This window comes from Ornithinimicrobium cerasi (assembly GCF_003702705.1).
Classification (GTDB): Bacteria; Actinomycetota; Actinomycetes; order Actinomycetales; family Dermatophilaceae; genus Ornithinicoccus; species Ornithinicoccus cerasi.
In genome coordinates this window covers 1-12,699 of the sequence record NZ_QZMN01000004.1, presented here as the reverse complement: position 1 = coordinate 12,699, position 12,699 = coordinate 1, and the positions used below count along the sequence as shown (strand labels likewise).

Here is a 12,699-nt window from a genome sequence, read left to right as displayed (position 1 = left end):
GGCATGTCAACGAGGCCGGCGCACCGCTCCCTGCTGCGCGGGCTGGTGGACGACGCGGCGGTCTTCCCGCCGGGCGACGCGCCGGTGCCGCGTGCCTGGGCGGAGCACCTCGCGCTCCGCGCCGGCCGGTATGGCGACCTGCTGGGTCCGTTGCTCATCAGCGCCTCAGGCGCGACCTCCCTGGTCGACGCGGCCGGCGCCGACCCCCCGGTCGACGACCTGGAGACCGGGGAGGCGACCGGGACGGAGCCGGTCCGCGTGGGCGTCGTCGCCCGGGCCGGCACCTCCGTGGAGGACCTGCTCGACGCGATCGCCACCCTGGACCGCAGCCCCCACCTCGCCGTGGCCTCGGTCGAGCTAACGCACGACGGCGCGGACCGCTGGCGGCAGGCGCTCGGTCTCGGCCTGCCGGTCGCCGTCGAGGTGCCCCGCGACCCGGCGGCCCAGGCGGCCGCGCTGGGCGACCTGGCGGCGGCCACCGCCGACGGGCACCCCCGGGTGCTCGCCAAGCTGCGCACGCAGTCCACCCCGGCCGCACCGGTCCCGAGCGCGCGCGAGCTCGCCGACTTCCTCGAGGGGGTCCGCCGCCACGACCTGCCGTTCAAGGTCACCGGGGGGCTCCACCACGCCGTCGCCGGGGAGGCGGACCGGCCCGGGGGCGGGAGGGAGTTCCAGCACGGCGTGCTCAACGTCCTGCTGGCGAGCCACTACCTCGACGACCACCGCCTGCCGCTGCCCAGCCTGGAGGCGGTGCTCGCCTCGGAGGACGCCGACGGACTGGCCGCCCTGGCCCTCGGGCTGGAGGGGGGCGACGTGGCCGCGCTGCGCTCCCGCTTCGTGTCCTTCGGCTGCTGCTGCGTCACCGACCCGCTCGACGAGCTCGCCCGCCTGGGCATCCTGCCCGCGTGAGGACGCCCGCGGAGCCGGGCGCACGGCATACCCGAGAAGGAGAAGGATGAGCCCGTTCGACCTGCCCCCCGACCACCCGTTCGGCCCGCACCACCTGCCCTACGGCGCGGTCTCCGTGGGCGATGAGGTGCACCTGGCGGTCCGCCTCGGGGAGCACGCCCTCGACCTGGCGACCGCCGCGACCGGGACGCCGTGGGCGCCTGAGCTGGCGCGCCCCACCCTGAACGCGTTCCTCGACCTGGGACCCTCCGCCTGGTCGGGACTGCGGTCCTGGCTGCAGGAGGAGATCGGCGACCCGGAGGGGCGCGAGCGCCTGACGCCCCACCTGCTCCCGCTGGCGGGGCGCCCGGTGCACCTGCCGTTCCGCGTGCGGGACTACGTCGACTTCTACGCCAGCGAGCAGCACGCCACCAACGTCGGGTCGATCTTCCGGCCCGACGGCGACGCGCTGACCCCCAACTGGAAGCACCTGCCGATCGGCTACCACGGGCGCTCCTCGACGGTCGTCGTCAGCGGCACCGACGTCGTGCGACCCTGCGGTCAGCGCAAGGGGCCGACCGACCCCGCCCCGGTCTTCGGCCCCAGCGTGCGGCTCGACATCGAGGCCGAGCTCGGGTTCGTCGTGGGCGGGGCAACGCCGGTCGGCAGCCGGGTGGCGGTGGACGAGGCCGGCGAGCACCTCTTCGGGGTGGCGCTGTTCAACGACTGGTCCGCGCGCGACGTCCAGGCGTGGGAGTACGTGCCCCTCGGCCCCTTCCTGGGAAAGTCCTTCGCCTCCTCCCTGGCCGCCTGGATCACCCCGATGGCGGCGCTGGAGGGTGCGCGCGTCCCGCTCCCGGCGCAGGACCCCACCCCGCTGCCCTACCTGCAGGGCGCGGACCTCTTCGGGCTGGACCTGACGATGGAGGTCAGCCTCAACGGCACCGTCGTCTCGCGCCCGCCCTACCGCACGATGTACTGGTCGCCCACCCAGATGCTCGCCCACCTCACGGTCAACGGCGCGAGCTTGAGCAGCGGCGACCTCTTCGCCTCCGGCACCACGTCGGGCGACGCGGTGCAGGAGCGGGGCAGCCTGCTGGAGCTCACCTGGAACGGGACCACGCCGCTGACGCTGCCGGACGGCTCCACCCGCACCTTCCTCGAGGACGGGGACACCGTGACCATCCGCGCGACGGCGCCGGGACCGGCCGGGTCGGTCCTCGGCCTCGCCGAGGTGACCGGGACCGTCCGCCCCGCGGTATGACGCGCGCGCTCAGCCCTTCCTGACGACGTTGGTCCTCGCGACCTTGTCGTGCAGGGCCTGGCGCTTGGAGTCCCACAGCGGCCAGAGCACGTTGATGATGTTGAACAGGCCGAGGAAGCTCAGCACCGGTGAGAGGTTGCCGATCAGGCCGGGCCCCTGGTAGATGAGCGCCCGGATCGCCGACGGACCCCAGCCGACGGTCCCGGACTGGTCGCGCAGCCGGACGCGCAGGCCGGTGGCCAGCTTGCCGACCGTGCCGCCGAACATCTGCACCATGACGATCTCGTAGACCAGGGCGAACACGCCGATGGAGAGCACCCAGCGCAGCTGGCGGTCCATGATGTCGGCGGGCAGGGGGGCGAAGGGGTCGTCCTGCTCGAGTGTCCAGGCCATCAGGTCGGACATGAAGCCCGGGGCGACCACGGGCAGCAGGGCGAGGGCGACCCCGAGGATGATGACCCCGTCGATCAGCCGGGCCCCCACGCGGTGCCACCAGCCGGCGAGCGGCTGGCCGTCAGGCGTCCTGCTGCGCGGGTCGTCCTGGCTCCCGTAGCCGCCGGGCATCGGCTGGTAGGGCTGCTGCCCGGTCTGGCCGGCCCACGGGTTCTGGCCGTACTCCTGGGGCTGCTGACCGGCCTGACCGTAGGCCTGGCCGTAGCCCTGCCCGGCGAACGGACCTCCCGGCTGGCCGTAGCCCCCCGCCTGGCCGACGTCTCCCTGCTGCTGGCCCTGCCCCGTCCCCAGCTGACCCGGTGCCGGCCCCCACGCGCCCGCTCCCGCCTGCCCCGCCTGTCCGGCCCGGTCGAGGTCCGGCTTCTGCTTGGGACTGGTGTGGTCGGTCCACTGCACCCCGTCCCAGTAGCGGAGGTTCTCGGCGTTCTGCGGGTCGTCGTACCACCCTGCTTGCTGACTCATACGGCACACCCTGCCATGCCGGGCGCCTGTCGTCGGCACCCGGCGCGCGTGGGTGCGCAGGCGCCGCGAGCGGCATACCCCTCCCCCGGGGTATGCCGCTCGCCGTCACGGGACGCCGGTGCGCCTCAGAGGTTGCCGCGCTTCTCCTGCTCGCGCTCGATCGCCTCGAAGAGGGCCTTGAAGTTGCCCTTGCCGAAGCCCAGCGAGCCGTGCCGTTCGATGAGCTCGAAGAAGACGGTGGGCCGGTCCTGGACCGGTCGGGTGAAGATCTGCAGGAGGTAGCCGTCCTCGTCGCGGTCGACGAGGATGCCGCGCTTCTGCAGCTCCTCGATCGGCACCCGCACCTGGCCGATCCGCTCCCGCAGCGCGGGGTCCTGGTAGTAGGAGTCAGGCGTCTCGAGGAACTCGATCCCGTTGGCCCGCATCTGGTCCACGGTCGTGAGGATGTCGTTGGTCGCGAGCGCAAGGTGCTGGGCGCCCGGGCCCTGGTAGAACTCCAGGTACTCGTCGATCTGCGACTTCCGCTTCGCCACCGCCGGCTCGTTGAGGGGGAACTTCACCCGGTGGTTGCCGTTGGCCACGACCTTGGACATCAGCGCGGAGTAGTCGGTGGCGATGTCGTCCCCGATGAACTCGGCCATGTTCACGAAGCCCATGACCTTGTTGTAGAAGGTGACCCACTCGTCCATCTTGCCGAGCTCGACGTTGCCGACGATGTGGTCCAGGGCCTGGAAGAGCCGCTTGGGAGCACCCTCCCGCTTGACGAAGGTGGAGGACCGGGGCACGTAGCCCGGCAGGTAGGGGCCGTCGTAGGCCGACCCGTCTCCGCCCGGCAGGCCGACCCTCTGCACGAGGGTGTGGCGGGTGTCGCCGTAGGCGGCGATCGCGGCGACCCGGACGGTCCCGTGGTCGTCGGTGAGGTCCTCCGGCTCCTGCAGGATCGTGGCGCCGATCGAGCGGGCGTGGTCGATGCACCGGTCGACGTCGGGCACCTCCAGCGAGATGTCGACGACGCCGTCACCGTGCAGGCGGACGTGCTCGTGCAGGGTGCTCCCGGGGTCCACGCCCCCCTTGACGACGAACCTGATCGACCCGGAGCGCAGGACGAAGGCCTTGTGGTCGCGGTTGCCGGTCTCCGGGCCGGAGTAGCCCACCAGCTCCATGCCGAAGGCCGACTGGTAGTAGTGGGCCGTCTGGGTGGCGTTGCCGACGACGAAGACGATGGCGTCCCACCCGGTCACCGGGAAGACGTCGGTGGACTCGTCGTAGGGCACCAGGCCCACGAGCTGCCGCAGCTGGTCGAGCTCGAGGTGGGCGTCCCGCTCCTGGGCGGTCAGATGGACAGCGGTGTCGGTCATGTCGCCGAGCGTGTCTGCTCCGGGTATGCCGCGCAACCACACCTCGTGCGGGTGGGCAGACTGTACAGAGTGACCCGCCTGCACGGCCCGGTACTGCACACTGTGTCCATGAGCGACCCGATCGACGACCTCGACGCCCGGTTGCTGGCCCTCCTCCAGGAGGACCCCGGGATCGGGGTGCTCGGCGCCTCGCGCGCGCTCGGGGTGGCGCGGGGCACGGCGCAGAGCCGGCTGGACAAGCTCGTCGGACTGGGCATCATCCGCACCTTCGCCCCCCAGCTCGACCCGGCGGCCCTCGGCTACCCGGTGATGGCCTTCTCCACCCTGGAGATCCGTCAGGGGACCGGCGGCGGGCCCGTCGTGGCGCACGTGAGCGGCATACCGGAGGTCCTGGAGGCGCACACCATCACCGGCTCCGGCGACCTGATGATCCGGCTCGTCGCGAGGGACAACGCCGACCTGCAGCGGGTCATCGACGAGGTCGTCGCGCACCCCATGGTGGAGCGCTCCTCCACGGTCATCTGCCTGTCCACGCGCGTTCCCTACCGCACGCTGCCGCTGGTGCAGCGCTGAGCACCCCGACGCCCCGGCCCAGCCGACACGTGCACCCCGGCCTCAGCGGCGCCCCACGAACCAGTTGCGGATCCGCTGGACCCTGGCCTGCACCTGCTCGCTCGTCGCGGTGGCGAGCTCGGGCCCCCCGCACTCCCGGCGCAGCTCGGCGTGGACGACGGCGTGCGGCTGGCCCATCTTCTGCGCGTAGGCCGAGACGAGCTTGTTGAGCTCCTTGCGGTGCTCGGCGAGCGCGCGGTGCGCGGACACGGCCTCGGCGCGCTCGCGCCCGCCGCCACGACGGGTCTGCTTCTGCTGACGGTCGCGCAGGACGGAGGCGACCTGGTCCGGCTCGAGCAGCCCCGGCAGGCCGAGGTACTCCTCCTCGTCCTGCGACCCGGGCAGCCCGCCCAGCCCGAACTGCTCGGCGTCGAAGAGCACGTGGTCGAGCTCGGCGGCGGAGTGGAGCGCCTCGAAGCTGCCCAGCAGCTCGCCCGAGGCTGACGCGTCGGTGCCGGCCGCGGCGAGCAGTCCCTCCTCCTCGGACCAGAGCTGTTCGCCGTCCTCGTCGCGGGGGCGGCTCAGCGCGTGGTCGCGCTCGACCTCCATGGACCCCGCGTGCCCCAGCAGCAGCGGCACGTTCGGCAGGAACACCGAGGCGGTCTCACCCCGGCGCCGGGCCCGCACGAAGCGGCCCACGGCCTGGGCGAAGAAGAGGGGGGTGGAGGTGGAGGTGGCGTAGACACCCACGCACAGGCGGGGCACGTCGACGCCCTCCGACACCATGCGGACGGCGACCATCCAGCGGGAGGAGCCCTCGGCATACTCCTCGATCCGGGAGGACGCCCCCGCGTCGTCGGAGAGGACGACCGTGGGGCGCTCCCCGGTGATCTCCAGCAGCTGGCGGGCGTAGGCCCGGGCGGACGTCTGGTCGCTGGCGATGACGAGCCCCCCGGCGTCCTCGACGTGCCGGCGGACCTCGGTGAGCCTCTTGTCGGCGGCGCGCAGGACGGAGGGCACCCAGTCGCCGGCGGGGTCGAGCGCGGTCCGCCAGGCCTGCTTGGTCATGTCCTGGGTGATCGCCTCCCCCAGCCGCGCCTCGAGCTCGTCACCGACCTTCGTCCGCCAGCGCATCGTGCCGCCGTAGGAGAGGAAGATCACCGGGCGCACGACGCCGTCCCGCAGCGCGTCGGCGTAGCCGTAGGTGTAGTCGGCGCGCGAGCGCAGGATTCCCTCGTGGTCCATCTCGTAGCGGACGAAGGGGATGGCTGCGGTGTCGGAGCGGAAGGGCGTGCCCGTGAGGGCGAGGCGGCGCGTCGCCGGCTCGAAGGCGTCGCGGACCGCCTCCCCCCAGGAGAGGGCGTCCCCCCCGTGGTGCACCTCGTCGAGGATGACGAGGGTGCGGGCGGCCTCGGTGCGGGCGCGGTGCAGGAGCGGCTTGCTCGCCACCCCGGCATAGGTCAACGCGATGCCGTCGTAGTCCCGGCCGTGCCGGCCCTGGGCGTTCGCGAACCGTGGGTCGATCCGGATGCCGACCTTGGCCGCCGCCTCGGCCCACTGCACCTTGAGGTGCTCGGTGGGGGCGACGACGGTGATGCGCTGGACCTCGCCCCGGTCGAGCAGCTCGGTCGCGACCCGCAGGGCGAAGGTCGTCTTGCCCGCCCCCGGGGTGGCGACCGCGAGGAAGTCGCGTGGCCGCTCCTCGAGGTAGCGCTCCAGCGCGGCCGCCTGCCACGCGCGCAGCTTGTTGGCGGTGCCCCAGGCGGCCCGTCCGGGATAGGCGGGAGGCAGGTGCGAGGCGGCGGAGGTCGACATGGCGCCGCCCACTGTAGGTGCTTTCCAGGCACGACTCACCCGGCGCCGGACGCGCCGGGCGGGGTCCCCACCGCGTGGTATGGCGTGTCCGGCCCCGCCCGCGACCCAGCCCTAGACTGGGCGCATGACCGCGCGCATGTCCGACCAGCCGCTCGACGCGCCGGAGGCCCCGAGCAGCCCCCAGACCCAGACGGCGCTCCTGGAGCGGACCGACACCAGGACCGGTGCGGACCTGTCCGAACCGGGCGACCACGAGCGCTTCTCGCACTACGTGCGCAAGGAGAAGATCCTGGAGAGCGCGCTCAGCGGAGCGCCGGTGATCGCCCTCTGCGGCAAGGTGTGGATCCCGGGGCGTGACCCGCAGAAGTTCCCGGTCTGCCCCATGTGCAAGGAGATCTACGAGGGCCTTCGCGCGCCTCAGGACGGTGGCGGGGGCTCCGGCGAGGGCTGAGCGAGCGTCGTCGGCGCGGGCTCGGGCCCGGGCGCCGGGTCCTGGATCACCAGCAGCATCGTGCCCTCCGGGTCACGGAGGTAGGCCACACGCTCGCCCCAGGGCGTGTCGAGAGGCGCGACGGCGACGTCAGCGCCGGCCTCGGACGTGACGAGGTCGAGGTCGGCCACGTAGAGGCAGATGTCGACGGCGTGGCCGGTGGCGGGCAGCGGCGCGCTTCCGTGCAGCGCCGGAACGGTGCCGTCGCCAAGACCCAGCTGGCCCGAGCCGATCCGCAGCGTGAGGAACTGCGGCTCGCCCACGTCCGGGAACTGGTAGTCGACCTCCGCGGAGAGCACCCGGCGGTACCAGTCCCGCGTCAGGGCCAGGTGCGAGCAGTTCACGATCGGGAAGACGTCGAGCGCCATCCGGACGAGGCTGGCCCAGGCGTCCGGCCGTGTCAAGGGTGGCCAGGCGGGCCGAGGCTCAGTTGAGCTCGGGGTTCTCGCTGAAGGTGGTCACGAGGGACAACGACGAGCGCTGCCGGATCAGGACGTCCCGCCACAGGTCGCGGGTGTCGTCGTGGAACGCGTCACCGGCCTCGCGGCTGACCACGTACCAGGCGCCCCGCCGGATCTCCCCGTCCAGCTGGCCCGCCCCCCATCCGGCGTAGCCGATGTAGATGCGGAAGGCCGCGAGCTCGGGGACCACCAGGGGTGCCGGGGCGTCCAGGTCGACCAGGCCGATGCCCCCGAAGAGCAGCTGGGTGCCCAGGGGCGGGTCGGAGGGGTCGTGGCCGGGCACGCTGACGAGGCCCATCGCGGTGTCGGTGCCGACAGGACCCCCGCGGAACAGCACTCCGGGGTCGGTGACGAACGGCTGCCACTGCGGCAGGACCGCGTCGACCGTGGCGTCCAGGGGCTGGTTGAGGATGAGCCCGTGGGCCCCGTCCTCGTCGTGGTGCAGCACCAGCACGACGCTGCGCTCGAAGGCGTCACCCGTCAACGGGGTCGCCACGAGCAGCTGGCCGGTCGTCAACTCCATCCAGAGGCCCTCCGTCCCTCACCGGTCCATCTTGCCGGACGCGCGCTCCCCCGCACCTCGGAGCGTCCGCGCGAGGAGGATCCCCGCGGCGATCCCCACGAGGTCGGCCACCGCGTCGAGCGGATCAGGCTGTCGCGTGGGGACCAGCCACCCCTGCAGGGGTTCGCTGACCAGGGCGTGGGCGACCAGCAGGACCAGCACCCACCGCGCACCCAGCCATCTCGCCACGGCCGCCGGCAGCGCGAAGACCAGCAGGTGACCCACCTTGTCGAGCCCCGGGACGCCGCCGAGGCCCGGTACGGCCGCGGCATACAGGCCCCTGACCTGGACGACGAGGAGCGCGACGAGGACGACCCAGCCGAGGGTGCGCAGTGCCCGGCCCGAGGCAGATGCCGGTGCCGGTGCCGGTGCGGTCAGGACTGCGGCCCTGCCAGGCGGGCCCGGGCCGCCGTCTCGACCGCGCGGGCGACCGCCTTGGTGGCCTCGGGGTTGAAGACGCTGGGGATGATGTAGGTGGGGTTCAGCTCCTCGTCCCGCACGACGTCGGCGAGCGCCGAGGCCGCGGCGAGCAGCATCTCGTCGTCGATGTGGTCGCTCTGGGCGTCGAGGAGACCGCGGAACACCCCCGGGAAGACCAGGACGTTGTTGATCTGGTTGGCGAAGTCGCTGCGACCGGTCGCGACCACGGTGGCGTGCCGGCCGGCCTCGACGGGGTCCACCTCAGGGACCGGGTTCGCCATCGCGAAGACGATCGCGTCCTCGTTCATCCGCGCGATGTCGTCGCCGGTGAGGATGTTGCCGGCCGAGACCCCGATGAAGACGTCCGCCCCGACGAGGGCGTCCGTGAGCGTTCCGGTTTCCATCGCCAGGTTGGTCTGGCTGGCGATCCAGGCGAGGTTGCCGTTGTCGCCCCTCGCCACGTCCGGGCGTCGGGCGTGGATGACCCCGTCGATGTCGGCGACGACGACGTCCTTGGCCCCCGCACGCAGCAGGAGGCGGATGATCGCCGAGCCTGCGGCGCCCGCACCGGACATGACGATCCTGACCCCGGCGATGTCCTTGTCGACGACACGCAGGGCGTTCTTCAGCGCGGCGAGGGCCACGATGGCGGTGCCGTGCTGGTCGTCGTGGAAGACGGGGATGTCCAGCTCGTCGCGCAGCCGGGCCTCGATGTAGAAGCAGCGAGGGGCGGAGATGTCCTCCAGGTTGATGCCGGCGAAGCCCGGCGCGAGCGCCTTGACGATGCGCACGATCTCGTCGGCGTCGTGGGCGTCCAGGCAGATGGGGAAGGCGTCGATGTCGGCGAACCGCTTGAAGAGGGCCGCCTTGCCCTCCATGACCGGCAGCGCCGCGAGAGGCCCGATGTTGCCCAGGCCGAGGACGGCTGAGCCGTCGGTGACGACCGCGACCGTGTTGCGCTTGATGGTGAGGCTGCGGGCGTCGGCCGGGTTCTCGGCGATCGCCTGGCAGATCTTGGCCACGCCGGGGGTGTAGACGAGCGACAGGTCGTCCCTGTTGCGGATGGGCAGCTTGGAGCGCACCTCGAGCTTGCCGCCCAGGTGGGCGAGGAAGGTGCGGTCGCTGACGCGCCCGATCTCGACGCCGTCGACCTCGGCCACCGCCTCGACGACCTGCGCCGCGTGACCGGTCCCGTGGGTGGCGATGGTGAGGTCGGCCTGCAGGCGCTCGGTGCCCGACTCGCTGATGTCGACCGCTGTCACCATGCCCCCGACGTCCGAGACCGCGGTGGTGATCTCGCTCACCGCCGTCACCCGCGCGGGCAGCTCGAGCCGGACGGTGATCGAGTTGGACACGGACGGCACGGGGCTCATGGCGAGTTATTGTCCGGCATCGGCCGGAATGACCCGACCACCTCCTCGCGTTGACGCCCCCATGAGCACTGTGAACCTGACGACCGACAGCTTCGAGCAGACGGTGACCGGCAACGACATCGTCCTCGTCGACTGGTGGGCCGCCTGGTGCGGTCCCTGCAAGATGTTCGCGCCCGTCTACGACAAGGCGGCCGGGGCCCACCCCGACGTCGTCTTCGGCAAGGTCGACACCGAGGACCAGCAGGCGCTCGCCGCGGGCGCCGGGATCACGTCGATCCCCACGATCATGGCCTTCAAGGAGGGCGTGCTCGTCTTTCGCCAGTCCGGCGCGCTCCCGGCCCGCGACCTGGACTCCGTCATCTCCCAGGTCAAGGCCCTCGACATGGACGAGGTGCGCGCCAAGATGGCCGAGACCCAGGACGGGGCCCAGTCCCGCGCCTGAGCGACATGGCTGACTGGGACGAGGTCGTGGCGGCGGTCGGGCTCGCCCTGGGTGGGGATCGTGAGGAGGGGCTCCGGGTCCTGACCGCCTGCTGGGAGGCCACGGAGGGGAGCGATCACGCGCAGCGGTGCGTGATCGCCCACTACCTTGCCGATCTGCAACCGACGCTGGACGACGAGGTGGGCTGGGACCGGACGGCCCTGACGGAGCATGCGGAGGTCGCCGACGCGGACCTCGCACCCGTGGGCATCACCTCGGCCGCGGCCATGGCTCCCAGCCTGCATCTGAACCTCGGGGACGGCTACCTGCGCCAGGGTCGGGTCGCCGACGCCGAGGCGCAGCTCGCCGTGGGCCTGCAGGTCCTGGACGTCCTCCCGACCGACGGCTACGGGACGATGGTCCGGGGTGGGCTGGAGCGCCTGAGGTCGCGGGTGCAGGAGGCCCGGAACCGCTAGTCCGGCACCACACGGTGCGTCGCGCACGACCCGGGGCAGCGTCCACCGTGGCAGGGTGGGCGTATGGAGCGGGTGACCGGAGTGGGCGGGGCCTTCCTCCGTGCCCGTGATCCCGAGCTGGCAAACGGGCGGGGGCGCGGACGCTCCCTGAGCGTCCACAGCAGGGGCATCTCATGCGTACGGCGACGACGACGGTGACCGCGACGGTGCTGGTGGCCGTGCTGGCTGGGTGCGGCAGCACCGAGGACCGTCGAGGGTCGACGGCCGGGGTGGACGCGGACGTCGCCACGACCTCGACACCGGCCGTCGCCTTCGACGAGGCGCTGCACGACGAGCTCATGGCCATGCTCGAGGCCGACCAGGAGGAGCGGCTGGGTGCCGGCCCGCTCGACGACGCCGACCGCACCGAGCGACTCAAGCAGATCGTGGCCGAGCACGGATGGCCGACCATCTCCCTGGTCGGTGAGGACGGGGAGGACGCCGCCTGGGCGATCGCCCAGCACTCCGACCACGACCCGGAGTTCCAGGCCCGGGCGGTGCAGCTGATCGGTGAGGCCGTCGAGCGCGGGGACGCCTCACCGGGGAACCTCGCCTATCTCACCGACCGTGTCGCCGTCGGCAGCGGCCGGGCACAGACCTACGGCACGCAGGTCGGTTGCGGGCCCGACGGACCGGAGCCGGCCACCCCGATCGCCGACGAGGCGGTGGTGGACGCCGCCCGCGCCCGGGTGGGCCTTGCCCCGTTGTCCGACTACCTGGAGGAGATGGCCCGGATCTGCGCCCAGGACGAGCCCTAGGGGCGTCCCTCCACCAGCCCCCCACGGTGCGGGGACGAGCCCGGCTACGCACTGCTAGACGGCGTCGCTGTCCTGCAGGCGAGGAGCCTTGCCGGCGGCCAGGAGGACCTGCCGCTCGCTCTCGGTCATCCCGCCCCAGGTGCCGTAGGGCTCCTGCATCCGCAGCGCGTGCTCCCGGCACTGCTGCAGGACCGGGCACTGCGCGCAGGTCGCCAGCGCCCGGTTCTCGCGCCAGCGGCGGGACGGACCCCGCTCGCCGTCCGGGTGGAAGAACACCTCAGGGCTGAGCTGCCGGCAGAGACCGTGCTGCTGCCACTCCCACAGGGAGGCGACGGAGACGGGCTGAGCGCTCATGCCGGCTCCCCTCCTCCGCAAGCTGTCATCGTCGGCATGTCACTCCCAGCCTGTTCGGGGTTGCCCTGGTGGTGAAGGTGACCCCACGCCTCACCCATTAAGTGACTCCTGCCTGCCATCAGGCCGAGGCCGGAACGGGGAGGTCGCGCAGGTGGGGGCGGCGCCGGTATGCCGTCGCGCCGGGCACCTGGCGGAGGCGTACCGAGCTCGTGGTGAAGACGTCCTCGACGGCGGACGACGCCATACCGAAGGGGTGGGCCGAGTGGACTGCAGGCAGCACGAGCAGCCAGTCGCGGGCCGTCATCGCGAAGGAGTGACGCCACCGCTGTCCCGGGACCGGGACCGGATCGGTCGTGTCGTCGCGGTCGGCACGAAGTGCGTCGATCCCACCGGCGACGGGGTAGCAGACCGAGGGAGCGGCGGTCAGCCCGCTCACCGAGCTGTGCCACAGCGTCGGGGTGGTCGTCTGGCCGTTAGTGGCTGCCTCCGCGAAGATCTGGAGGAGCCGCCTGCTGGGGATGCAGCTGACCGCCAGGAAGACGAGGACGTCAGC

At 72.5% G+C, this 12,699-nt stretch carries 16 protein-coding genes; 7 read left to right on the top strand and 9 right to left on the bottom strand.

What is annotated here, in order from left to right; all coding sequences use genetic code 11:
- Positions 1–3: 3 nt before the first annotated feature.
- On the top strand, positions 4–909 hold the full coding sequence (locus tag D4B81_RS18000; protein WP_161964999.1) for a hypothetical protein: 906 nt from the start codon (positions 4–6) through the stop codon (positions 907–909).
- Positions 910–955: 46 nt separating this feature from the next.
- The gene (gene fahA / locus D4B81_RS05385; RefSeq protein ID WP_122261464.1) at positions 956–2,152 is read left to right on the top strand and encodes a fumarylacetoacetase; all 1,197 of its coding nucleotides are present in this window, start codon (positions 956–958) and stop codon (positions 2,150–2,152) included.
- A gap of 9 nt (positions 2,153–2,161) precedes the next feature.
- On the opposite strand, the gene D4B81_RS05380 is transcribed toward fahA, so the two are convergent.
- Both D4B81_RS05380 and hppD read right to left on the bottom strand, forming a co-directional pair.
- Positions 2,162–3,067: an RDD family protein gene (locus D4B81_RS05380; protein ID WP_122261655.1), complete on the bottom strand. Its 906-nt coding sequence runs from the start codon at positions 3,065–3,067 to the stop codon at positions 2,162–2,164.
- A 125-nt stretch (positions 3,068–3,192) separates the two neighbouring features.
- Entirely contained in the window at positions 3,193–4,425 is a 1,233-nt protein-coding gene (gene hppD, locus D4B81_RS05375; protein WP_122261463.1) for a 4-hydroxyphenylpyruvate dioxygenase, read from the bottom strand.
- Between the two features lie 108 nt (positions 4,426–4,533).
- On the opposite strand from hppD, the gene D4B81_RS05370 reads away from it, so the two are divergent.
- Entirely contained in the window at positions 4,534–4,998 is a 465-nt protein-coding gene (locus D4B81_RS05370) for an Lrp/AsnC family transcriptional regulator (protein ID WP_122261462.1), read from the top strand.
- 42 nt (positions 4,999–5,040) lie between these two features.
- Here the strand turns inward: D4B81_RS05370 and D4B81_RS05365 are convergent, their stop codons facing one another.
- Entirely contained in the window at positions 5,041–6,792 is a 1,752-nt protein-coding gene (locus D4B81_RS05365) for a DEAD/DEAH box helicase (protein WP_122261461.1), read from the bottom strand.
- Positions 6,793–6,928: 136 nt separating this feature from the next.
- Between D4B81_RS05365 and D4B81_RS05360 the strand changes: the two genes are divergently transcribed.
- Entirely contained in the window at positions 6,929–7,243 is a 315-nt protein-coding gene (locus D4B81_RS05360; protein WP_122261460.1) for a DUF3039 domain-containing protein, read from the top strand.
- Here D4B81_RS05360 and D4B81_RS05355 read toward each other — a convergent pair.
- The 4 genes from D4B81_RS05355 to D4B81_RS05340 form a co-directional block, all read right to left on the bottom strand.
- A complete protein-coding gene (locus D4B81_RS05355) occupies positions 7,210–7,650 on the bottom strand; it encodes a VOC family protein (RefSeq protein ID WP_202613584.1) in 441 nt (146 codons plus the stop codon). The two genes, D4B81_RS05360 and D4B81_RS05355, sit on opposite strands and share 34 nt — an antisense overlap.
- 58 nt (positions 7,651–7,708) lie before the next feature.
- Positions 7,709–8,266: a YqgE/AlgH family protein gene (locus D4B81_RS05350; RefSeq protein ID WP_122261459.1), complete on the bottom strand. Its 558-nt coding sequence runs from the start codon at positions 8,264–8,266 to the stop codon at positions 7,709–7,711.
- A gap of 18 nt (positions 8,267–8,284) precedes the next feature.
- Positions 8,285–8,530, bottom strand: coding sequence for a VanZ family protein (locus D4B81_RS18730; protein WP_237565838.1), 246 nt, complete (start codon positions 8,528–8,530; stop codon positions 8,285–8,287).
- 149 nt (positions 8,531–8,679) lie between these two features.
- Positions 8,680–10,098: an NAD-dependent malic enzyme gene (locus tag D4B81_RS05340; RefSeq protein ID WP_122261457.1), complete on the bottom strand. Its 1,419-nt coding sequence runs from the start codon at positions 10,096–10,098 to the stop codon at positions 8,680–8,682.
- 61 nt (positions 10,099–10,159) lie between these two features.
- Between D4B81_RS05340 and trxA the strand changes: the two genes are divergently transcribed.
- From trxA to D4B81_RS05325, 3 genes are all read left to right on the top strand, one after another.
- Complete coding sequence (gene trxA, locus D4B81_RS05335) at positions 10,160–10,540, top strand: thioredoxin (protein ID WP_122261456.1); 381 nt, start codon at positions 10,160–10,162, stop codon at positions 10,538–10,540.
- A gap of 5 nt (positions 10,541–10,545) precedes the next feature.
- Entirely contained in the window at positions 10,546–10,995 is a 450-nt protein-coding gene (locus tag D4B81_RS05330) for a hypothetical protein (RefSeq protein ID WP_122261455.1), read from the top strand.
- Positions 10,996–11,168: 173 nt separating this feature from the next.
- Positions 11,169–11,792, top strand: coding sequence for a DUF6624 domain-containing protein (locus tag D4B81_RS05325; RefSeq protein ID WP_161964998.1), 624 nt, complete (start codon positions 11,169–11,171; stop codon positions 11,790–11,792).
- A 54-nt stretch (positions 11,793–11,846) separates the two neighbouring features.
- Here the strand turns inward: D4B81_RS05325 and D4B81_RS05320 are convergent, their stop codons facing one another.
- Positions 11,847–12,146, bottom strand: a complete 300-nt coding sequence (locus tag D4B81_RS05320; RefSeq protein ID WP_122261453.1) for a WhiB family transcriptional regulator — start codon at positions 12,144–12,146, stop codon at positions 11,847–11,849.
- A 118-nt stretch (positions 12,147–12,264) separates the two neighbouring features.
- On the bottom strand, positions 12,265–12,699 hold a 435-nt coding region (locus D4B81_RS05315; RefSeq protein ID WP_161964997.1), incomplete at its 5' end, for a hypothetical protein.